The following is a 21,340-nucleotide window of genomic DNA, read 5'->3' on the forward strand; positions in this document are numbered from 1 at the left end:
GCTCTTTGCGGCCTTCGGCATCGCGGCTGTTTTTGTTTGCGAGCGGATGTATCTTTAACTCTGGACCGCACCACTGGGCCAAGCCTGTCCCTGCCGCAACGGCACGGTCCAACTGCAAAGGCGAGGATTTTCAGGATGTGTCTTTCCCAGACCGTCAGTTTCGCGGCAAGCGTCTTTCTTGTTGGTGGCGGTGCTTTTGCGGTTACAAAGGCGTGGCAAATCAACAGGCGCTACCTGCCGGTTGCCCTCATGCCGCTATTTGCGGGCCTGCAACAGTTCATGGAAGGCAACGTATGGTGGGGCGTCAATACCGGCAATCCCGGCGCAACGCTGATGGGCGCTTTGGGATTCATCTTTTTCACCTGGTTCATGTGGCCGTTCTGGATTCCGCTTTCCAGCTACGTGCTGGAGCCGAACGGCAGCCGTCGGCGCCCCTATATGCTGGCGATGACTTTGGCGGGGCTGGCCTTCGGATTGGCTCTCTATGTCCCGCATCTGACCAATCCGGAGTGGATTCAGGTAACTGTCAATCAGGATTCACTGGCCTATGAGGGCACCATGATCCTGGACTATCTGATGCCACGCGAATTGACTTATGTGATCTACCTGATCCTGATCATTGTGCCGCCGCTGATTTCGACCTATCTGCACATGCGCTGGTTCGCCCTGACCATCGTGGCGGTGGTCGTCGTCGATATCCTGTTTCTTCGCTACGCCTATATCTCGTTCTTCTGTCTGCTTGCGGGGCTTGGCACGCTACACCTCATCTACATCATCGCCCGCAACAAGTGCGCGCGAGAATGTCCTATGTTGTTTGCCTAGATGCGGTCCGGGTTTGTGGCGCCGTCAGCGCCGTCAGCGCCGGCTTGCGCCTATCTCGAGTAGTCAATGCCTCGAAGCCGACGATAACGTCCAGAAGTTCGGCGGTGATTTCTGACTGACGGACCGATCTCGCATCAGCGAGCAATTCCGAATTTGCCTTTGGTGACGTTCTTTTCGTCTTCCTTCTAGTCTTTGCCCGGGCGCGTGGCGCGCGGAGCCGTGATCAGTGAAAGATCATGCCATCGACGTGAAACCCGGCATCGACATGCAGGATCTCGCCGGTGATGGCGGTTGTATGGTCGCTGACCAGCAGCAGGGCGGCGCGTCCCACTTCGTCGGCGGTCACGGTGCGTCGCAGCGGTGATTTGGCCTCGGTCTCGCGGATCAGTTCGTCGAAATGCTCGATGCCGGATGCCGCGCGGGTCTTGATCGCCCCGGCGGAGATCGCATTGACGCGAATACCCTTTGGCCCCAGTTCATGCGCCAGATAACGCACGGAAGCCTCGAGCGCGGCCTTGACCGGACCCATCAAGTTGTAGTGATCCACGACCTTCTCGGCCCCGAGAAAACTTAACGTGGTGAGGCTGCCGCCCCGCGCCATGAGGGGCTCAGCCAACTTGGCCATGCGGATGAAGGAATGGCAGGATATTTGCATTGCTTGCGCAAAGCCGGTCGCCGAACTGTCCACCAGCCGTCCGTGCAGGTCCGCGGCCGGGGCCCAGGCGATGGCATGCACCAGAAAATCGAGTCTCCCCCAAGTAGAGGTGATGCGCTCGAAGACCGCCTCGAGCTGGCCGTCGCGGGAGACATCGCAAGGCGCCAGGATTGGGGCGTCGATCGACTGTGCCAATGGCTCCACATGCGGGCGTGCCTTGTCGTTGAGATAGGTCACGGCGAGCTCCGCGCCCGCGGCGTGGCAATTGCGCGCCGCCGCCCAAGCCAGACTGTGTTCGTTGGCAATACCGATCACGAGGCCCTTCTTGCCGTTCATGTCGAGTGACCAGTTGGTGCCGGGGGCATGGGTTGCATTTGTCATGCCGCCGCCTCCTCGGGGGGCGCTGTCACGCCAAGCGCGCAGCAAGCGTGTTCGGGTTGCGGGGCCGCCGCTGCGCTGCTCTCTACCGGTGAGGTTGGTGCTTGCTGCAATATGCCCTGGCGAAACATCAGCGCCGCCACCGCCAGCGAGGCCATCCGCGCCGGGGCCGAATCGGCACGCGAGGTCAGAACGACGGGGGCCGACAGACCCACAACAACGCCCGCAGCGACCGCTCCAGCAAGATATTCCAGCGCCTTGGCGAGGATGTTGCCAGACACAAGATCGGGGACCAGCAGGATATCCGCCCGACCCGCCACATCCGACAGGATGCCTTTCACATTGGCGGCGCTTTTGGAGATAGCGTTGTCAAACGCCAGCGGCCCGTCGATCTGCGCGCCGGTAATCTGACCGCGCCGCGCCATCAGCGTCAAACAAGCAGCGTCGAGGGTCGAGGGAATGCCGCCCGTCACCGTCTCTACCGCCGACAGGACCGCAACGCGCGGCTCGGCCGCGCCGAGCGTGTGAAACAGATCAACGGCATTCTGACAAATCTCACCTTTCGCCGCGAGATCGGGCGCGATGTTGATGGCCGCATCGGTGATGCCGATCAACCGGTCATGTCCAGGAATGTCGACCAGAAAGGTGTGGCTGCACCGTCGCCCCGCGAGGCGCAGGCCGGCGGCACTGTCCAGAACGGCGCGCATCAGGATATCGGTATGAACATTGCCTTTCATGACGAGATCGGCGTCGCCGCTGTGCACCATCAGAACCGCAATGGCTGCGGCTTCGGCATCGGATCCCGCCTCGATGATCCAGTCGGAATGCGGGGTCCAATCCATTGCCGTGCAAATCCGCAGCGTCGCCGCCCGGTCGCCGATCAGTCGCGGTTCGGCGAGACCTGCAAGGGCGGCATCGCGCAGGGTTTCCAGAACCACCGGCTGCGCGGCATCGACCACGGCGACTCGCACCGCGCCCTGGCCGCTGGCTCTGTCGATCAGATGTTGCAGGCTTTCCGGCTGTGCACTCATGTCCTAGCCCTCGGTTCCGGTTCGTTTGAACGCGCGATGGGTGGAGAGTTGCGCGGCGACATGCCGGGCAATCATCTTTTCTTCGTCCGTCGCGCGGACCTCGACGATGGCCCGCGCTCCCGGCTTTGAGATCACGGTGTGGCCGGACTTGTTGGCACCGTGTTCCACGTCGATCCCCAGATAGCCAAGCCCGGAACAGATGCGCCCGCGTATCTCGGCCGAATTCTCACCGATGCCGCCGGTAAACACGACACGGGTCACGCCGCCGAGTGCACCGGTCAGACGCGCAAGGTGCAGCCGGGCCTGATAGCAGAAATAGTCGACCGCCAACTGCGCTTGCGGCACGGAGCTTTCCAGAAGATCGCGCATGTTCCGGCTGCAACCGGAAATCCCCAGAAGCCCGCTCTGGGTGTAGAGCAGGGTTGCGACCTCGTCGGCACCCAGGCCCCTTTCCTGCATCAGGAAGAGAACGATACCCGGATCCAGATCACCACTGCGCGTGCCCATGGGCAGGCCGGCGATTGTGGAGAAACCCATGCTGGTTTCTACCGGTTTCCCGTCCCGGATCGCGACCATCGACGCACCGTTGCCCAGATGGGCGATGACGATGCGTTCGGCACCGATTTCGACGCCGTCGCGGTGAAGTGCGTCCATGATGTATTCGTAGGAGAGGCCGTGAAAGCCATAGCGCCGGATGCCCTTTTCAGCCCAGGCGCGGGGCAGCGCGGTCATGCGAGCCAGAGGGGGCAGATCGTGATGAAACGCGGTGTCGAAACAGGCCACCTGCGGCAGGTCCGGCCGGGTGGCCAGAACCGCGTCGATTCCGGCCAGATTGGGCGGGATGTGCAGCGGCGCAAGCGCCTTCAGTCGGCGCAAACGCGCGACAATGGCGGGTGTGACGCGCTTAGGGCAGTCGCAGTCCGGTCCGCCATGCACGACGCGGTGGCCGACGGCCACCAGGTCCAGTGCGCCAGGCAGGCCGGCGACAGCACGGAGCAGCCGGCTTAGCGCTGCGTCATGGCTGACGAATTGACCCGGTTCGTCGATCACCACGGTCCGGCGCGCATCGCTAAGCTGGAAATGCGCATTGGGAAGCCCGATCCGGTCGATCGCCCCCGACCACAACCGCCTGGGCTGGCCGGACGCGGTGAACAGGGCGAATTTCAGCGAGGAAGACCCCGAATTGAGGGTCAGAATGACCTGTTCAGGCATCGGTGTGGCCCTTTGACGGCTGGTTGTTCTTTGGACTGGCCAGTCCGTCCCTTTTCGTGGCGTGATCACTGGTGTGATTCTGTCCGCCCTTCTTGCCGTGGCTGTGTCCAAAAAGGTGCATGGCAACCATTCCGCCGCCCAGAAGCAGCAGCCAGTTTTCTGCTATCCATTGCATTTGTCGTCTCCTCTCCGGTCACACCGGCAAATGGGCGTCGTTCTCGGGGTCGGATGTATCGCCGCCGTAGAGCGTTCTGAACGCGCGCTCGGAACTGGCGTCCCGGGCAATGCGGGCGCGCTCGATGGCATCGCCGATGGCCGCGATGGCCGCCCTCTCACGCCCGATCATCGGATCGTCCGAACCGAGCGGTTCGCGTGTTGCGGCGATAGCGTCTGCCGTCTGCCGGACCAGACGCATCCAGGGATTGAACCGTTCGGAAAACACAAGGCGGCTGGTGCGCATCGGATGCATCCATTTCAGCATCTCGGCACTGGCTGGGGTCGTCATCAGCCGCACCCAGGGACTCACGAATGTGGCATAGAATGCCTCGTTGATTTCCGAAACGCGCTCGACAGTCTCGAAGGTCTTCTCAGGAACATGCGGATCAAGGTCGCTCACCTTGCGCGGCTCGAACCGCACCTTGTACTCCGGCGCGTGGCAATCAGGATCGCCCGATGGGTTGTCGATCTTCATCTCGTAGAGACCGGGTTTGAGCTTTTCGATCTTGCCCAGGCTTTCCAAAATGGCGCGATGCTCAAGGCGCGCCACCGACGCCGAAACGAAGATGCCGAGGTGCCCGACATGATCATTGGTCATGTAGACGATCCGCTGCTCCGCTGCCTTGAGATCCGCTGTGTCCTTGTAGACCGCCGGGATCCACCCCAGGGCCTGCGCGGGCGGCGTGATATTGTCGCCGTAGGAGGCGAAAACGATCATCGGGCTCTTGATCTTGCGCAGATCGGCCACACAGTGGTCTCCGATCGGCATCTCGCCGCTTTCCAGCTTGTTTCCGATGAACAGGTTCCGGGTGATTTCCATGATTTCCGCGCCGCTGAGGGTATAGAATCCGTTCCACCACCGCTCGAACTCCAGAAAGCGGTCGCGTTCGGTATCCACGTTGGTCAGCAGGTTGGCGTATTTCTCCCAGATCGCCTTTTCAGGTTTCAGGGTTTCGAAATTCTGCGCCAGCCAGGCACCGTCAAAGCGTCCGTCGCCCAGATCGGCCGTCAAGTGCGCCAGCCAGGCACCGCCCAGCAAGCCGCCGGTGACCCGCATCGGGTTCACGCCTTCCTCTCCGGCCCAGTAGGACAGCGGCGAGCCGTTCAGCACGACCGGCCCGGCCAGTCCTTCGCAATGCGCCGCGAGCAGCGTGACCGCCCAACCGGCCTGACAATTGCCATAGAGGACCGGGGCGCCGCCATCGTGGCGCCATGCGACCTCTTCGACGAAGCGACGCAACGCGAGCAGCACATCCTCAAGCGTCTGGTCGGGGGCGGGTTCGGGGAAGAAGATGACGAAATAGACCGGGTGCCCCTCGGCCATGGCCATGCCGACCTCGCTATCGCGCTTGAACCCGCCGATGCCGGGACCGTGTCCTGCACGGGGGTCCACCACGATGACAGGCGGTTTATTGGCATCGACGCAATCGTCCCAGCAATTTCCATCGACTTCAGTGATCTTGAGCAATGCATAATTGGCCGGGCGCTCAAACTGGCGCGCATCCAGGAGCGTTTCGTACTTGAAATTCAGCAGCGGCGGCATCCCCGCGCGGTCGTGCGCGATCATGTTGTCAGCGCGTTCGCGCAGTGTATCCAGAAACAGCACCGTGCGTTCCCAGAGATCGCGGCCGTAGGCGACGGGATCGGAGGGCGGAACATTGTTGGCAACTGGATGGGTGGGAGCTTCCGTGTTCGCGGCGACGAGAGGCTCAATCGAGGTTACAGTGTTCATGCCGGGGCACTCCGTGCGAAAAAGTTCCATGCGGGGACAAAGATCACGGCGACGTACCAGCCGTAGGCAAAGCTTTCGATGAGACCGAGAAGGGCGCTTGACCAACTGATCCAGCTCACACCGGGCAGCAATGGCAGCCACGCCTGATACATGGTGGCTCCGAGAAACAGCAGTCCGAACAGAACGCAGAGCGCGAAGCTCACCGCCAACAGGACGCCAAGCGCCATGGCAACAGGATAGATGCGGATAGGTCTTGTTTCTGACATGCAGATTACTCCTGAGATCGCAATGTCGCGCAAGCACGACAGGCCCCGCGTTTCCACGGGTTCGATATCAAGACGTCGCCAGTGGGCATCCGTTACAGGATCAGTACAAGAAACTGTTGACGGAACTGTCGATGCAGACCATTTTCGGCTGCCTGAGAACAAGGTGTGCAGTTATTGGCCTTGCCTTGCGCGCGCCAGAACCAAGAGACCCGCAATTGCCGAGAGGCTGGACCCGGCCAGGATTGACAGCCGCGCGCTAGCGGCCAGCGCCGGCGCCTCGAACGCAAGCGCAGTGACGAACAGTCCCATTGTGAACCCGACGCCTGCGAGCAGAGCGGCCCCATAGATGTGCCTGAAGCTTACTTTTGGCGGCAGTACGCCGATATTCAGTCTGACGGCTACCCAGGTTGCGCCGAGCACGCCTATCTGCTTGCCTAGGAACAGGCCAAGAAAGACGCCAAGCGACACGCCACCCGTTACGTTCCGAAGTGTCTCTGCCTCGACCGACACACCGGCGTTGAAGAAGCCGAATGCCGGCACGATCAGCAGACCTGCCCAAGGATGCAACAACCGCTTTGTGATGCGCAGGGGGGAATGTCTATGGCTGCCTTTTGCGCCTTTGGGGATCACCGCTGCGATAAGGACCCCAGCAAGGGCGGCTTCGAGGCCGGATTGGAACAGGGCTAACCAAAGCAATACGCTCAGGACAGTCAGCGGCAGCGGACGAGCCAGTTCAAGCCGGTTCAGGCAGATCATGACCCCGAATGTGCCAATGGCCAGGATCATCGGGAAGAACTGGATTTCCTCACTGTAGAAGACGGCGATGATCGCGACCGCCCCGAGGTCGTCGAAGATCGCCAGTGCCATCAGGAATGCCCTGAGTCCGACGGGGACGCGATGCCCGAGCAAGGACAGCAACGCCAGGGCAAGGGCAATGTCGGTGGCCATGGGGATCGCCCAACCACGCAGCGCTTCGCCATCGGGTGCCGCAAGCGCGACGTAGATCAGTGCCGGAACGGCCATGCCGCCAAAAGCGGCAATCGCGGGCACCGCGGCCCGCTGAAGGCTCGACAGATGCCCCTCGAGAAGCTCATGCTTGATTTCGACCCCGACAAGAACGAAGAAAATCGTCATCAGGCCCTGGTTGATCCAGACGATCAGCGGTTCCCTCATCTGGAAAGGCAGAAGGCCAACCCGGATCGGCGCATGGTGAATCGCCGCGTACAAATCCGCCAACGGAGAATTTGCCGCGATCAAAGCAGAAATGATGGCGCTCAGGATAAGGACTCCCGAAATCCTGTCTTGGATCAGCGGCTTAATGGTCACTTCGTATGCAATCTGTCCGTGAATGTTTCGAACGGCGTCCGTTGCAACATCTCGTGAACCAAAATGCAGCTTTGGCCAAAGGTCGCCAGTGTCGGCCGTTTCTGCTTGTCACAGTCGGCCTTCAGCTTTGGCGATGTAGTCGCGGGTCAATGGGACCGTGGTCTGGCGCTTCGCCAACTGGAACTGGAACACCACCAAACCGGTATGGCGGAACGCGGCTTCGCAGACCGCAAGATAGAACTCCCACATCCGGCAGAACCTGTCGTCATGAAGCGCGGCGAGCCTCGCACGATTGGCCAGAAACCGGCGCCGCCAGGCGCGCAGGGTTTCGGCGTAGTGCAGGCGCAAAACCTCGACATCCGTGACAATCAGGCCGCTCTTTTCGATGGCCGGAAGCACTTCGGACATGGCCGGGACGTAGCCGCCCGGAAATATGTACCTATTGATCCATGCCCCCGGCGCGCCGGGCGGACCGCTGGTGCCGATCGTATGAATCAGCGCGACCCCGTCGTCGCTCAACCGGCGTGCGACGCAGTCGAAATAGGTCTGGTAGTGCGGCGTACCGACATGCTCGAACATGCCGACCGACACGATCCGATCATATTTCCGATTTTCATTCCGGTAATCCCGCAGAAGAAATCGCACCTTGTCCGCCAGGCCGGCGGTCAGGGTTTCCTTTTGCGCGAATTTCAACTGTTCTGCGGACAGCGTGAGACCCGCGACCGAAACGTCATGTTTGCGCGCCAGAAACCGGGCCAGCCCGCCCCAGCCCGAGCCGATATCGAGAACCTGTTGACCCGGCTGCAACAGCAGCTTGGCCGCAATGTGCCGTTTCTTTCGGAGCTGCGCCTGTTCCAGCGTATCGTCCGCCGCTGCGAAATAGGCGCAGGAATACTGCCGGTCCGCATCCAGAAACGAGGTATACAACTCATCCGTCAGATCGTAATGATGCGCCGCGTTGCGCGCGGCCCGTCCCTTTGGGTTGAACAAGGTAAACGGCCGGGTGTTTCGGCGGATCGCCAGCCATATCCGGCGCACAGGCGAGCTCTTCGCATCGCCAAGGTTGCGCAGCACCAGCTCCAGAAATGTGTAGATGTCGCCGTCATCGATGCGAAGACTGCCGTTCATATAGGCCTCTCCGACCGCCAGATCGGGGTGAAATGCAATCCGGCGCACGGTGCTTGGTCTGGTGATCGTGGCGGCAATTTGCGGGTTGCCCTTGCCGAACCGACGTACGGTTCCGTCGGGAAAGCTCAGCGTCAGCGAGCCGTTCTTGATCGACCGGTTCAGAAAGCGACTTACCAAGTGCGTCCAGAGATTGAACCGACCCCGCATTGACATTGCCGGAGGTGCAGGATGAACCCTTGTCGCGGTGAGCCGCTCGATATCAGTGAAGTCGTTCACGAATGGGCCTCCTTCGCTTAGCGGTTTCGATATCAGGACGTTGACCGTTGAAGATCGTTACACATTCGAGACAGCCGGTCCGGGCCGGCAATCGGCGCAACTTCATTCGCATGTGAGCGAGTCTGACCATCCCAAAGGCCGTCAGAGGGGCCTGCGGCCGCAGTCGAGGCCTTCGCTCAGAAACTCGGTGTCGCACTTGAAATGTGAATCCAGCATCTCCCGTATGGCCAATAGACTAGAAAGAATCCGGAACAGCTTTCCGTGCTGCGGAGTGACAGAGCGGAAGGGCCCGACCGTATAGTCAAAAATGTCGACAGCATGAAGAACGTGTAACGGAACGCCGAGGCGGACGTCAGTTCCATTGAATGCAGGATGCAAACAGGAGTTGTCCAGGATGAGACAGAGCGCTTTCGATTTCGTGACGCCGATAGACCGCGGCAGCCCGCCTTGTCGATGCAGCCATCTCGACGGGAGTTCAGCGGACGAGGCCGAACTCGTGCAGCTGTTCCGAGACTTGGAGCAAACGCTTTTCAGAGTCATGGACCACAACCACGCCGACATTTTCGAACGTTGCGAGGTGCAGGGCCAGACGCTTTCCAGGATCGCCTGCGAAACCGGATGCAGTCGGTCTGAGGCAACCCGCCGTCTCGCGCATGCGCGCCGCTGTATTTGCCATCTTGTGGTCTTGACACTCGCGCCGGCAAAATCCGAATGATGTCTGCCAAGAGCTTGCAGGCGTTGGCTCATGTTGCAGAATTCGTTTTCACATGAGTATCGTATCCTTGTTCAAGATCGTGGCTGCGATGCTGCTTTGGGCCGCCTGTTATCCATTGATCACTGTCGGCATCAAGCTGGCACCACACCTCAGTTTTGCAACACTGCGCGCAGTGATCGCCGGTTTGGCTCTGGTCGGTCTGGCATACCTATTGCGCCGCCCGTTGCCACGTGGCGCAGGCGTGTGGGCAGCGTTGTGCATGATGGGGATCGGTGCAACCACCCTCGGGTTTCTTGGCATGTTTCACGCGGCCGAGTTTGTCTCGCCGGGGATTGCGACTGTCATCGCGAACACACAACCATTGCTTGCGGCCGGTCTGGCGGGCATCGTACTAGGCGAGCGATTGCAATCGGTCGGCAAGGCCGGTCTGTTCATCGGGTTTTTAGGCATCATTGTGATCGCTGCCCCGCAGTTGTTTTCGGGCGGTCAGGACAGCTATATCCTTGGTATAGCCTATATCGTACTCGCCGCCCTGGGCGTCACGGTCAGCAATGTGATGATAAAGAAGATCGCTGGAAAAACTGACCCGCTCATGGCAATGGGGTTGCAGCTGTTGATTGGCAGCGTTCCCCTAGCCATCATCGCTGGCATGACAGAGGACCCATTCGCGATCCAGTGGTGCTTCACCTTCATTTTTGTCTTGCTTGCGCTGGCGTTGTTCGGATCGGCGCTAGTCTATGTGCTCTGGATGTCTGTCCTCACCGTTGTGCCGCTCAATCAGGCCAACGCCTTCAGCTTTCTGGTGCCGATTTTCGGACTGACAATGGGGGTGTTGTTCTATGGTGAAGCCATCGGCTGGCTGAAAATGACAGGCATTTTTCTGGCAATCATCGGTGTGGTGCTTGTAACGCGGAATGGAGCCACGCGGGATTCGGGCGAAAAGCCGCTATCAGGTTCGATCTAGAATTGACCGCGAGCGGGGGTAAATCGTAGACGCCGAGTTTTCCGGAGAATTAAAAGAAAGGTCCTGTGGGCTCATGTCACCGCGGCGTCCTCCCTGCAATTCGAATGCACCGCGGGATTTCCGCATCCCGCAGGCGGGCAGTAGCAGTCATCGCGATCCGTCTCGCAACAAATCCCGCAATGGCTTAGCAAGCTATCCTTCAGGGCACTGCGCGCGCGATGCAATCGCACCGCCAAAGTGCCGCGCGTCAGTCCCAGATCAGCGGCGACAGAGGCACGGTCGTCGTCGTTCAGGTCTATCCGCCGGATCAGATCGGCATCGGCCGGCCGCAATTCGGGGAGCAGACCCGCAGAACAGCTGCATGACCGCGACAACTGACCGGTTGCATCCTCCGCCCAGCCTTGGGGCTCGGCCGCCACGGCCTCTGCAAGATGCCGTCGCCGCGCGGCTTTGCGATAGTGATCGTTTAGTACCGAGCGCAGTATGGCATAAAGCCAGGCGTCCATCCGTTTGACATCGCGAAGCTGGTCCTTGCTGGCCAGAACCCGAATGCAGAATTCCTGCAACACATCCTCGGCTTCGGCCCGGTTGCCGAGGCGTTTCGCAAGAAAGCCAAGGAACGCTTTGCGTCCCTCAATCAATGCGGTCTCGGTCGATGGTCCGCGGTCAGTTCCTTTCATATCGTTGCACATTTCAATTCCTCCTTTTCAGTGACGACGATGGGTCACGCGACAAAGCTGGCTTCCTGCTTGGTTGCGGTTCTCGATCGTCTCAACGCATACAGTACCAGGGCAAGCCCGATCAGGATCATTGGCGCGGAGAGCACCTGCCCCATCGTCAGTCCCCAATCGCCAAAATGGATCGCATGGCCGACCGGATTTCCGGGGGCTACGAATTGCGTATCCGGCTGTCGAAACAATTCTACGAGACTTCTGGCAGCGCCGTATCCGACCAGGAATGTCCCGGCGAGTGCTCCCGGCATCTTTAGCCAACCGCGCCGCCAAGCGAGGTAGATCAGAACGGTGCCAAGTAGCAGGCCCTCGAGCAGCGCCTCGTAAATCTGCGAGGGATGGCGGGCGCAAAGGGAAACGACGCCGAGGCAATCCTGCGCGGCCTCACCCGGAAAGATCACTGCCCAGGGAACGTCGGTGGGGCGACCCCAGAGCTCATTGTTGATGAAGTTCGCGAGCCGCCCGAAAAGCAACCCAGGTGGGGTCGCCAGCGCGAGCAGGTCGGCGACGCTAAGCAGCGACGCCTTCTGGCGAAGACAGAAGACCAGCCCGGCGATGGCAACGCCCAGGATACCGCCATGAAAGGACATGCCTCCCTGCCAGACTTTCGGTATCTCCAGCGGATTGGCCATGTAGTATTCCGGCTGGTAGAAGAACACGAAACCGAGGCGTCCACCGACGATCACCCCGAGGATGATCCAGGTGACAAGATCCTCGATCTGATTGCGGTCGAGTGGCGGACCGGCCCTGGACCACAGCACCGGTCGGGACACCGCCGCCACGCAGATGCGCCAGCCGATCAGCAGGCCGACGATATAGGCGAGCGCGTACCAGCGAAGCGCAAACTTGAAGCCGCCGATCTCGATCGAGAACAGCTCGGGTCCGATATCCGGAAATGGTAGGGCGGCGGTCAGCATCGGCGAGTCCCCTTAAGCATGGGTTTGACTTGGAAACCGTCAGCAATCCCCGGCCGGCCTTTGATCTCGTAGGCTTTGCGGCGCTTGAAAGACCCGCAGGGGGCACCACCAGAGCGGCGATCAATCATGGCGCACCCGATGTCTTTGCCAGTCCCTCACGGCCACGAACAGAAGGGGCGTCAGCGTCAGCGCACCCAGCCCTATGGCGGCCCAGGCAGCTCGGGATGAACTCCCGCTGACCGCCTCGTTTCCGAAATGGGCAAGAACGAAGCTCGCCGGGATGATTCCGGCGAGGGTTGCGACCGCGAACCGCCAGAAGTGCAGTCGGCTTAGCCCTGCCGCGTAGCTGACGATGTCGAAGGAAATGAATGGCAGCAACCGGCTGACGAAGACCGTGAATGTCAGCGCGTTCTGCGACCCCAGCCAGCCCGCGTCCACCTTGTCGCCGAGCCAGCGAACGAGAACGTCGCGGCCGAGAAATCGCGCCAGCCCGAATGCGACAAGTGCGCCCAGTTCGGCTCCAGCTACGATGTAGGCGGTTCCCAACGTATGTCCGTAGGCGGCCCCGGCCGCCAGTGCGATCGGTGCGCTCGGAATTGGTGTGGCGACGATGGCGGCCGTCATGAAGGCGATGACAAGCATCGGACCCCAAGGCCCCGCAGCCTGCACCCATCCGGAGATGCGCTCACCATCAATACTTTCGATTGCATCTGCAATTGGACCGAAAAACAGGATCACAAGTACCACGACCAGGAGCGCTGCGATGGCTGCCTTGGCAGCCGGGCGGGATATCGACGAGTCTGCCATTCGCGCGCTCATTCCTGCGGCTGGAAGGTCAAGGCATTGGCGATCAAGCAGCATCAACCGCTTTACGAAGCATGTCGCGAACCTCGCCCGCGACGTCGTGCAGCTGCTGGTTGTCGATGGCCTTCATCGATTCGACCGGGTCGATGGCGCTGATCTCGGTGCCGCCACTCACCTCGCGCAGGATCACGTTGCAGGGCAGCATCGCGCCCACGCGTGGCTCGATCCCGATGGCCTTGTGCGCCATGCCGGGATTGCAGGCCCCCAAGATGCGGTAGGGCGGCATGTCGATGTCGATCTTCTTTTTCATCGTCGCCTTGACGTCGATCTCGGTAAGGACGCCGAAGCCCTTTTCGGCAAGCGCTTCGCGAATGCGCGTTTCCGCGTCGTCGATGCCGGTGCCATTCAGAATGCGGTCATAGGTGTAGGCCATTCCAGATCTCCTTTCGTTCATTTGGACAGATATTTGACGAATGCGAGAATCCCCAACACCACGAAGACGAGAACGAGCAGCATCCAGACACCGCCCATGCCGAAACCCATCATCAGAACCTCCATAAATGCGGGAAATCTGCGGCGCCGGCGTAACGCCGGCGCCGACCGCTCAGTTGTCGTCCATCATGGTACCGTTGCCCATGCGCGCGCCATCACCGGGTTGGGTCTGCATCATGCGCTCGCGCATCGATTGCATGCGCTCCATCATGTCGGCCGGAGCCGTCATCTCCTCGGCCGTGACCGACCCGTCGCCATCGGCGTCCAGGTACTGGAACCGATCCACCATCATCTCGCGGATCATGGCGCTGTGAAGGGTTTCGAATTCGGCAATCGAGAGCGCGCCGTCGCCGTCGCTGTCGTATTCAGTCAGTTTCGCCTGCAACTGGGCACGCATTTCCTCGGGCGTCACAGTGCCGTCGCCATCGGCATCGAACATCTGCATCATGCCACCGCCCATTGGGCCCATTCCGCCCATCATGCCACCATGCATGCGTTGCATCATGTCCATCATCCCGGTCATGCCACCCATGTCTCCCATCATGCCAGGGGCGCCCTGCAACATCATCCCGGCGCGGTCACCCGGGCCGTCTTTGGCACCGTGGCCATGATGTGAATCGGCGAATGCGGCTCCTCCGAGAGCTGTTGCGGCCAGCACAGCCGTCGCGAACAGTGTCTTGCGTGTCATGATGATCTCCTCGTGTTTGGTTTCGACAAACGTCATATGGCAGCGATAAGTCGCGACGGAATGTGGGGAAACAATGGTTTTGTATCGCCCCGTCGCAAGCGTCGTCCTTGTTACATTTCGTGACAATTCTCTTCGGGAATCCAATGCGGTAATCGCTAAAAGGAAGAACATGACCGATCAGCCTCATATCCTTGTCGTGGACGACCACCGCGAAATCCGGGAGTCCGTTACTCGGTATCTGGAGAAGAACGGCCTGCGGGCGACCTCCGCGCGCGATGCGGTCGACATGGACGCCAAACTCGCCAAAGGGCAGTTCGACCTGATCGTGCTGGACGTCATGATGCCCGGCGAGGACGGTTTGTCAGTCTGCCGCCGCCTTTCGGCGAAGGGTGGTGTGCCGATCCTGATGCTGACGGCGCTCGGCGAAGAGACGGATCGGATCGTTGGGCTGGAAATCGGTGCGGACGATTACCTCGCCAAACCGTTCAATCCCAGAGAGCTGCTTGCGCGGATAAAGGCCATCCTGCGGCGCTCGTCCACGCCGGAGATCTACGCCGGCAAACTGTCCGGGCACCGCATCGGATTCGCAGAGTGGGTCCTCGATACCGACAGCCGGGTGCTGACGAACGAAAGCGGCGCGCAGGTCGATCTCACGGGATCCGAACTGAAGCTTCTCGTCGCATTTCTTGAGCGGCCCCGTTTGGTCCTCAACCGGGATCAGTTGCTCGATCTTACTGCAGGGCGCGCGGCGTCTCCTCTTGATCGGACCATAGACAATCAGATCAGCCGTCTGCGGAGGAAGATAGAGGCCGACCCGTCGCGCCCCCGCATCGTCACAACCGTTCGCGGCGGCGGCTATTGCCTTGCTGCCGATGTCCGCGAGTTGAGCTGATGCCGCGCCCTTTCGACAGCCTCCGGGGGCAGCTGGTCCTGCTGATCGTCGCCGCGCTCGCCGTCGCCCAGACGATAAGCCTGTTTTTGTTCGTAGACGAGCGTGGCCTGGCGGTGCGCGCTGCCTTGGGATTCGAGGCGGCGGGTCGCGCGGCAAATGTCGCGCTCTTGCTCGAAGAAGCGCCGGCATCCTTGCAGCAGGCGATCCTGCGCGCCGCGAATTCGCCCTTGGTGCGTTTCGATCTTTCGGAGATCCCCGCAGTCGATCACGAGAGCCACGCGGACGGCGGAGCCCTGGAAGCGCGCGTGCGTGGACTTCTTGGGGGGGCGACGGACCGGGAAATCCGCGTGGAACTGCATGAGGTCGAGCATGGCGTCCTGCCGATGCCGCATCTCGCGCCGGAGATGGCTGAAATGCATCTGGCGATGATGCGCGGTGACCTGTCGGCAATCGAGATGCAGCTTTCGATCGCGCTTGCGGACGGGCAGTGGCTGAATGTCGGAACGCGGTTCGAGCGCCCGCCGCTGCAATGGCCCTGGGTTTCGTTCGTCAGTTTCGGCCTTACGGCGGCAATAATCCTGGTCGCGGCCTGCTGGTTTCTTTTGACCCGTCTGACCGGCCCTCTCTTGCGTGTGTCGCGCGCCGCGGACCGGCTGGGTCGTGGCGAGACCGTCGATCAATTGCCGCTGATCGGTCCGGACGAGGTGCGCAATCTCACGCAAGCCTTCAATCGGATGCAGGCTCGGCTGACCCGCTTCGTCGCCGACAGGACGCGTCTTCTCGCGGCTTTGGGCCATGATCTGCGCTCTCCGCTGACAGCCATGCGGGTCCGTGCCGAGATGGTCGAGGAGGACGAAACACGCGAAAGCCTTGTCGCATCGGTCGAGGAAATGCAGGAGATGGTCGACGCGACGCTTGCCTTTGCGCGTGGCATGGCGAGTTCAGAGGTCTATGAGACGGTGGATTTGGCGAGCTATCTGCGCCAGTTGCAGGCTGATATGATCGACGGCTTCGACCTGGATGCTTCCGAGAGCATCAGCGTGCGGTTGCGGCCTCACTCGGTACGGCGCGCCCTGCGCAACATCATCGAGAATGCACAGCGCTACGGCAAAGGCGCGACCGTCACCTACCAACATGACGCGGAGGATGTTCAGATCCTTATCTCCGACAGTGGCCCCGGAATACCCGAAGCCGATCTCGAGCAGGTGTTTGAGCCCTTCTTCCGCCTCGAAAAATCCCGCTCACGTGAAACGGGCGGCACTGGCCTCGGTCTTTCGATCGCACGAACGATCATCCGGGCCCACGGCGGCGACGTGACGCTGGCGAACCGCGCCGAAGGCGGTCTACGCGCGACCGTAACGCTGCCACGCGAAGCCAAACCTGATTAGGAAGAAAGGGGCCTGAAATGACAAGAAATATAACCATCGCAATTCCATTCGCCTTTGTAGTCTCTGCCGGATCGGCACTCGCCGACCCCGCTGATAACTGGCGCGACGGTTTCGGCCACATGATGTGGGGTGGAGGTTTCGGAATGTTCGGCGGACTGATGATGCTTCTGTTCTGGGGCGCGATCATCGCCTTGATCGTGTTCGCTGTCCGGGGGTTCTCCGCCGGGTCCCGACCAGGCGGCAAATCGAATGCCGAAGATATCCTGCGTGAGCGATATGCCAGAGGTGAAATCGACGAGGAGGAGTACGAGCGTCGAAAAGCGAAGCTGGACTCGTGAAAGCGAAGCCCATTGCCTGACTTTCCCACACTAATGTGAGCCGCCATTTGGTTCACCGCTATTGACCTTCCCGCCCGGGAAGGCCGCACCCGTTCTGTCGATTGCCGAAAGACCAGGAAGTTCGATGATACCCGAGATTGGACAATTTGCCCTCGCCCTCGCCCTTGGCACCGCCCTGGTGCAGAGCGTCCTGCCCATGCTCGGCGCCGTACGCGGTAACGTTTTGTGGATGCGAAGCGCCCGTAGCTCGGCCATTGCTCAACTCGTCTTTATAGGTCTCGCCTTCGCGGCGCTGATGCGATCCTTTGTGGTCAGTGATTTCACCGTGGCCAATGTGGTCGAGAATTCACACTCGCTCAAACCGATGCTCTTCAAGATAGCGGGCACCTGGGGCAGCCATGAAGGGTCGCTTCTGCTCTGGGTGCTGATCCTGGCAGCCTTTGGGGCCGGTGTGGCCCTGTTCGGGTCGAACATCCCGGAGGCGCTCAAGGCGCGCACGCTCTCTGTGCAGGCCTGGATAAGCACCGGCTTTCTGTCATTCCTGCTGCTGACGTCGAACCCGTTCGAGCGGGTCTTTCCTCCACCGCTCGACGGCAACGACCTGAACCCGCTTTTGCAGGACGTCGGTCTGGCGATGCACCCGCCGCTGCTCTATTTCGGCTATGTCGGCTTCTCGATCGTGTTTTCCTTTGCTGTTGCCGCTCTGATCGAAGGCCGGGTCGACGCTGCATGGGCCCGCTGGGTGCGGCCTTGGACCCTCGCAGCCTGGATGAGCCTTACGGCGGGCATCGCGCTCGGGTCCTGGTGGGCCTATTACGAGCTGGGCTGGGGCGGCTGGTGGTTCTGGGATCCGGTCGAGAACGTCAGCTTCATGCCCTGGCTTCTCGGTACAGCGCTGCTGCATTCGGCGATCGTCACAGAAAAGCGCGACGCCTTCAAAAGCTGGACGATCCTTCTTGCGATCCTCACCTTTTCGCTTTCCCTTCTGGGAACGTTCATCGTGCGGTCGGGCCTTCTGACATCCGTACATGCGTTCGCCGTCGATCCCGAACGTGGCCTCTACATCCTTGGCCTTCTGGGAATTTCAATTGGAGGCTCGCTTACGCTTTATGCCTGGCGCGCGCCGGCTATGGAGGGCGGCGGCCTCTTTACGCCCGTCAGCCGCGAGGCAGGCCTGCTGATCAACAATCTTCTTCTTGCTACCGCCACCGGGACCGTCTTGTTCGGCACGCTCTACCCACTTTTCATGGAAGCGTTGACCGGCGAAAAGCTCTCGGTCGGGCCGCCGTTCTTCAACTCAACCTTCGTGCCCATGATGCTGCCTTTGGTCCTGGTTATGGGTATAGGACCGTTCCTGTCCTGGAAGCGGGCCGATCTCAAAGGTGTCCTGCAACGCCTTCGTTTCGCCGCGGTGCTGGCCGGACTTGCCGGGCTTGCCACGTGGTATCTGACCCGCGGCGGACCGGTTCTCGCCTATCTTTCTGTGGCACTCGCCGCCTGGTTGCTTTTTGCAACGCTGCGCGAATGGGCGCTACGTATCAGGCTCTTCGATGTGAGTTTGACCGACGCATTACGACGCGCCCGAAACCTGCCGCGCGCGTCACACGGAATGACGCTTGCACATACCGGCCTGGCGGTGGCGATATTGGGCTTTGTCGGCTCCAGCGCCTGGAAATCCGAAGAGATCGTCTTTGTCCAGCCGGGTTCCGTCATTCAGATTGCCGGATTTGACGTGCGCTTTGACGGTGTGGAACGGGTGAGCGGTCCGAACTACATCGCCGATCGCGGCACGCTTGTGGTGAGCCGGGAGGGGAATTTCGTCACCACGCTTTACCCTGAGCGACGTTCTTACCCCGTCGCGCAAAGCACCACGACCGAGTCGGCGATCAGGTCCACGCTTGCGGGCGATCTTTATGCCTCGCTGGCCACACCGGCCTCGGAGACCGCCACCGATCAGGGCGCCTGGACGCTTCGCATCCTCTACGAACCCTTGGTGAACTTCATCTGGATCGGATCGGTCATGCTGGTACTGGGCGGCACCCTGTCGCTCTCCGACAGGCGCCTGCGTGTCGGCGCCCCGCGTCGCGTCGCGCGACCGCCGTCCGTCGCCACACCCGCGGAGTAAGAGTACATGCGACGCACCCTTGCGGCCCTGCCCATCCTGATCGCCCTCGTGTTCGGCGCCTTTTTTCTGTGGGGGCTGAATCCCGACCGCGATCCCAATGCCATCCCGTCGGTCCTGATCTCGCAACCCGCGCCGACCTTCGATCTACCACCGGTCGAGGGCATCGGCGTTCCTGGGCTGTCGCGGGAAAACCTGATCGGCAACCCCGAACCGGTCGTGGTGAATGTCTTTGCGTCTTGGTGTGTGCCTTGCCGAGCGGAACACGCCGTGCTGACCCGCATGGTTGAACGGGACGGCATCAGGCTGTTTGGCATCAACTACAAGGACAAACCCGAGGATGCTCGCGCGTGGCTGGATAACCTTGGAAACCCGTATGAACTGATCGGATCGGACTTGAACGGTCGCGCGGGTATCGAGTGGGGGATATCGGGAGTGCCCGAGACCTTTATCGTCGCGGGCGACGGAACAGTCCTCTACCGCTATGTCGGCCCGATCGTGGGCGCCGACGCCGAGGCGGAATTTGCCACGGCGCTCGCTCAGGCAAGAACCAAGATCGGAGCAAACTCATGAGAATCAGTGTTCTTGCCGCCACGCTGACGCTGGCAATGTTGCCCTTTTCAGCCGGAGCCGTCGAGCCTGATGAGATTCTGGACGACCCCGTATTGGAAGCGCGAGCCCGCGAGATATCGAAGGATCTGCGCTGTGTCGTCTGCCAGAATCAGGACATCGACAGCTCAAACGCCGGGGTGGCACGCGACTTGCGGCTACTGGTCCGCGAGCGGCTTGTCGCTGGCGATACCGATGCGGAAGTCGTGGATTTCGTGCAGGCGCGCTATGGCGACTTCGTGCTGCTCAAACCGCCCTTCAAGCCCGAGACCTACCCGCTTTGGCTGGCACCGGGTGTGTTTTTTCTGATCGGCACCGGGGCCGTGTTCACCGTGCTCCGCAGCAGCCGAAAGCGCGCTGTCGAGGGCACACTCAGCGACGATGAAGAAGGCACGATTGCTGCGTTGCTCGATGATGAAGCCGGAGAAAAGTCATGATACTGTTTGTCTTCTTCGCCCTTCTCTCGTCGGTCGCGGCAATCCTGATGCTCTTTCCATTGCGCAAGCCTGGCATCCCTGGAACAGATCGGAGAGCGGGCGCGGTTGCTGTCCTCTCGGACCAGTTGCGCGAGGTCGATCGGGAGATGGAACGGGGACTAATTTCGAACGAGGAGGCGGCAGCCGCCCGGATCGAGATCAAACGGCGGCTCCTGAAACTGGGCCGGGTGCCTTCTGGAAATGACCGCAAGGTTCAGGGCGGACGCGCCGCGCTATGGGCCTCGGCCCTCGTTGTTCCATTGGTCGCGGGCCTCTTCTATGTCGGGCTCGGTTCGCCAGATATTCCAGCTGTGGCCTTCGCGGATCGGCAGGAAGAGCGCACGGAACAGGCGCAGATCACCGAACTGACCGTTCGGTTGCTCGAACGCCTTCAAAGCGATCCAAGCGGCGGCCCGTCAGAGGGCTGGATGCTGCTCGGGCAGACCTATATGCGCTTGGGTCAATACGACGACGCAGCATTGGCCATGGAAAAGGTGATCGGGCGCGACGACGCTTCCTCTGCGGTGCTGTCGCAATATGCCGAGGCGCTTGTCGCTGCCGAAGACGGCATCGTGACGCCAAAAGCCCGGAACGCGATCCGGCGCGCACGTGAAATGGATCCCACAAATCCCGCAGCCACATTTTACGAGGCAATCGCTCTCGATCAGGCTGGCGACAGCGAGGAAGCGCATGATCTGCTAGTGTCTCGCCTCGATGCAGCCAAGGGTCCCGCCCCATGGATGGAGGTCTTCATCGCCCAGACCAATCGGATTGGCGAGACCCTCGGGCGCGCCCCATTGAGCCTCGCCTCTTTCGCGCCAGTGGCTGGCAACGGTGCGCGCGGACCCACGGAGGACGACGTGGCGGCGGCCTCCGAGATGAGCGAGGCTGACAGGGCCGCCTTCATTCGGTCGATGGTCGATCGCCTCGCCGAGCGTCTGGCCGAGGAGCCCGACGATCTCGATGGCTGGCTGCGCCTGGCAAACGCGTATCGTGTCCTGAACGAGACGCAGAACGCGCGTGACGCTTACGAGGCGGCGGAGCGGCTGGCCGGGGACCTGCGGCCAGATGACCCGCGAACTGAAACAATTCGAAATGCGCTTGCCGAACTTGGCGGATAGCCAGCGAACCTTCACCGAGATTTTGTCCCGCAATGTCGGAC

General features: G+C 61.1%; 23 protein-coding genes. 9 read left to right on the forward strand and 14 right to left on the reverse strand.

The genetic code is table 11. From position 1 onward, the window contains the following. Positions 1–135 precede the first annotated feature (135 nt). A complete protein-coding gene (locus DL237_RS18225; RefSeq protein WP_119400527.1) occupies positions 136–822 on the forward strand; it encodes a DUF6629 family protein in 687 nt (228 codons plus the stop codon). Between the two features lie 223 nt (positions 823–1,045). Here the strand turns inward: DL237_RS18225 and fabI are convergent, their stop codons facing one another. The 9 genes from fabI to DL237_RS20500 form a co-directional block, all read right to left on the reverse strand. Further along, positions 1,046–1,813, reverse strand: a complete 768-nt coding sequence (gene fabI / locus DL237_RS18235; protein ID WP_199672146.1) for an enoyl-ACP reductase FabI — start codon at positions 1,811–1,813, stop codon at positions 1,046–1,048. Positions 1,814–1,854: 41 nt separating this feature from the next. Next, a complete protein-coding gene (locus DL237_RS18240; RefSeq protein WP_119400529.1) occupies positions 1,855–2,886 on the reverse strand; it encodes a bifunctional enoyl-CoA hydratase/phosphate acetyltransferase in 1,032 nt (343 codons plus the stop codon). Positions 2,887–2,889: 3 nt separating this feature from the next. Beyond that, on the reverse strand, positions 2,890–4,098 hold the full coding sequence (locus tag DL237_RS18245) for an acetate/propionate family kinase (protein WP_119400530.1): 1,209 nt from the start codon (positions 4,096–4,098) through the stop codon (positions 2,890–2,892). After that, a complete protein-coding gene (locus DL237_RS18250) occupies positions 4,091–4,273 on the reverse strand; it encodes a hypothetical protein (protein WP_119400531.1) in 183 nt (60 codons plus the stop codon). The genes DL237_RS18245 and DL237_RS18250 overlap by 8 nt, the downstream gene beginning before the upstream one ends. Positions 4,274–4,291: 18 nt before the next feature. After that, positions 4,292–6,046 carry a DUF3141 domain-containing protein gene (locus DL237_RS18255; protein WP_199672148.1) on the reverse strand — a complete coding sequence of 585 codons (1,755 nt, stop codon included), beginning with the start codon at positions 6,044–6,046 and terminating at the stop codon, positions 4,292–4,294. After that, complete coding sequence (locus DL237_RS18260) at positions 6,043–6,312, reverse strand: DUF5676 family membrane protein (RefSeq protein WP_199672150.1); 270 nt, start codon at positions 6,310–6,312, stop codon at positions 6,043–6,045. Before DL237_RS18260 ends, DL237_RS18255 begins: the two co-directional genes overlap by 4 nt. 171 nt (positions 6,313–6,483) lie before the next feature. After that, a complete protein-coding gene (gene nhaA, locus DL237_RS18265) occupies positions 6,484–7,638 on the reverse strand; it encodes a Na+/H+ antiporter NhaA (protein WP_119400533.1) in 1,155 nt (384 codons plus the stop codon). 108 nt (positions 7,639–7,746) lie between these two features. Continuing rightward, on the reverse strand, positions 7,747–9,042 hold the full coding sequence (locus DL237_RS18270) for an SAM-dependent methyltransferase (RefSeq protein ID WP_233545051.1): 1,296 nt from the start codon (positions 9,040–9,042) through the stop codon (positions 7,747–7,749). 475 nt (positions 9,043–9,517) lie between these two features. Then, entirely contained in the window at positions 9,518–9,718 is a 201-nt protein-coding gene (locus tag DL237_RS20500) for a hypothetical protein (protein WP_147405375.1), read from the reverse strand. Between the two features lie 106 nt (positions 9,719–9,824). On the opposite strand from DL237_RS20500, the gene DL237_RS18280 reads away from it, so the two are divergent. Then, positions 9,825–10,721, forward strand: a complete 897-nt coding sequence (locus DL237_RS18280; RefSeq protein ID WP_233545052.1) for a DMT family transporter — start codon at positions 9,825–9,827, stop codon at positions 10,719–10,721. A gap of 71 nt (positions 10,722–10,792) precedes the next feature. Here DL237_RS18280 and DL237_RS18285 read toward each other — a convergent pair whose 3' ends face one another. The 5 genes from DL237_RS18285 to DL237_RS18305 all read right to left on the reverse strand — a co-directional run bounded on the left by DL237_RS18285 (position 10,793) and on the right by DL237_RS18305 (position 14,353). Continuing rightward, positions 10,793–11,401, reverse strand: a complete 609-nt coding sequence (locus DL237_RS18285; RefSeq protein ID WP_233545053.1) for an RNA polymerase sigma factor — start codon at positions 11,399–11,401, stop codon at positions 10,793–10,795. A 44-nt stretch (positions 11,402–11,445) separates the two neighbouring features. Next, the gene (gene lgt, locus DL237_RS18290; RefSeq protein ID WP_119400538.1) at positions 11,446–12,369 is read right to left on the reverse strand and encodes a prolipoprotein diacylglyceryl transferase; all 924 of its coding nucleotides are present in this window, start codon (positions 12,367–12,369) and stop codon (positions 11,446–11,448) included. A gap of 120 nt (positions 12,370–12,489) precedes the next feature. Beyond that, positions 12,490–13,176, reverse strand: coding sequence for a TVP38/TMEM64 family protein (locus DL237_RS18295; protein ID WP_119400539.1), 687 nt, complete (start codon positions 13,174–13,176; stop codon positions 12,490–12,492). Positions 13,177–13,219: 43 nt separating this feature from the next. Beyond that, positions 13,220–13,606 carry a DUF302 domain-containing protein gene (locus tag DL237_RS18300; RefSeq protein WP_119400540.1) on the reverse strand — a complete coding sequence of 129 codons (387 nt, stop codon included), beginning with the start codon at positions 13,604–13,606 and terminating at the stop codon, positions 13,220–13,222. Between the two features lie 171 nt (positions 13,607–13,777). Continuing rightward, positions 13,778–14,353: an EF-hand domain-containing protein gene (locus DL237_RS18305; protein ID WP_199672152.1), complete on the reverse strand. Its 576-nt coding sequence runs from the start codon at positions 14,351–14,353 to the stop codon at positions 13,778–13,780. Positions 14,354–14,522: 169 nt separating this feature from the next. Here DL237_RS18305 and DL237_RS18310 point away from each other — a divergent pair, with 169 nt between their 5' ends. From DL237_RS18310 to ccmI, 7 genes are all read left to right on the forward strand, one after another. Then, positions 14,523–15,245, forward strand: coding sequence for a response regulator (locus tag DL237_RS18310; RefSeq protein WP_119400541.1), 723 nt, complete (start codon positions 14,523–14,525; stop codon positions 15,243–15,245). Next, positions 15,245–16,633: an ATP-binding protein gene (locus tag DL237_RS18315; RefSeq protein WP_119400542.1), complete on the forward strand. Its 1,389-nt coding sequence runs from the start codon at positions 15,245–15,247 to the stop codon at positions 16,631–16,633. Before DL237_RS18310 ends, DL237_RS18315 begins: the two co-directional genes overlap by 1 nt. Positions 16,634–16,650: 17 nt before the next feature. Then, entirely contained in the window at positions 16,651–16,971 is a 321-nt protein-coding gene (locus tag DL237_RS18320; protein WP_233545054.1) for an SHOCT domain-containing protein, read from the forward strand. A gap of 124 nt (positions 16,972–17,095) precedes the next feature. Then, positions 17,096–19,096, forward strand: a complete 2,001-nt coding sequence (locus DL237_RS18325; RefSeq protein WP_119400543.1) for a heme lyase CcmF/NrfE family subunit — start codon at positions 17,096–17,098, stop codon at positions 19,094–19,096. A gap of 6 nt (positions 19,097–19,102) precedes the next feature. Then, entirely contained in the window at positions 19,103–19,666 is a 564-nt protein-coding gene (locus tag DL237_RS18330) for a DsbE family thiol:disulfide interchange protein (protein ID WP_119400544.1), read from the forward strand. Further along, positions 19,663–20,139 carry a cytochrome c-type biogenesis protein gene (locus tag DL237_RS18335; protein ID WP_199672154.1) on the forward strand — a complete coding sequence of 159 codons (477 nt, stop codon included), beginning with the start codon at positions 19,663–19,665 and terminating at the stop codon, positions 20,137–20,139. Before DL237_RS18330 ends, DL237_RS18335 begins: the two co-directional genes overlap by 4 nt. Beyond that, on the forward strand, positions 20,136–21,299 hold the full coding sequence (ccmI, locus tag DL237_RS18340; protein ID WP_233545055.1) for a c-type cytochrome biogenesis protein CcmI: 1,164 nt from the start codon (positions 20,136–20,138) through the stop codon (positions 21,297–21,299). The genes DL237_RS18335 and ccmI overlap by 4 nt, the downstream gene beginning before the upstream one ends. Positions 21,300–21,340: the final 41 nt, after the last annotated feature.

This window comes from Pseudooceanicola sediminis (assembly GCF_003575965.1).
Classification (GTDB): domain Bacteria; phylum Pseudomonadota; class Alphaproteobacteria; order Rhodobacterales; family Rhodobacteraceae; genus Pseudooceanicola; species Pseudooceanicola sediminis.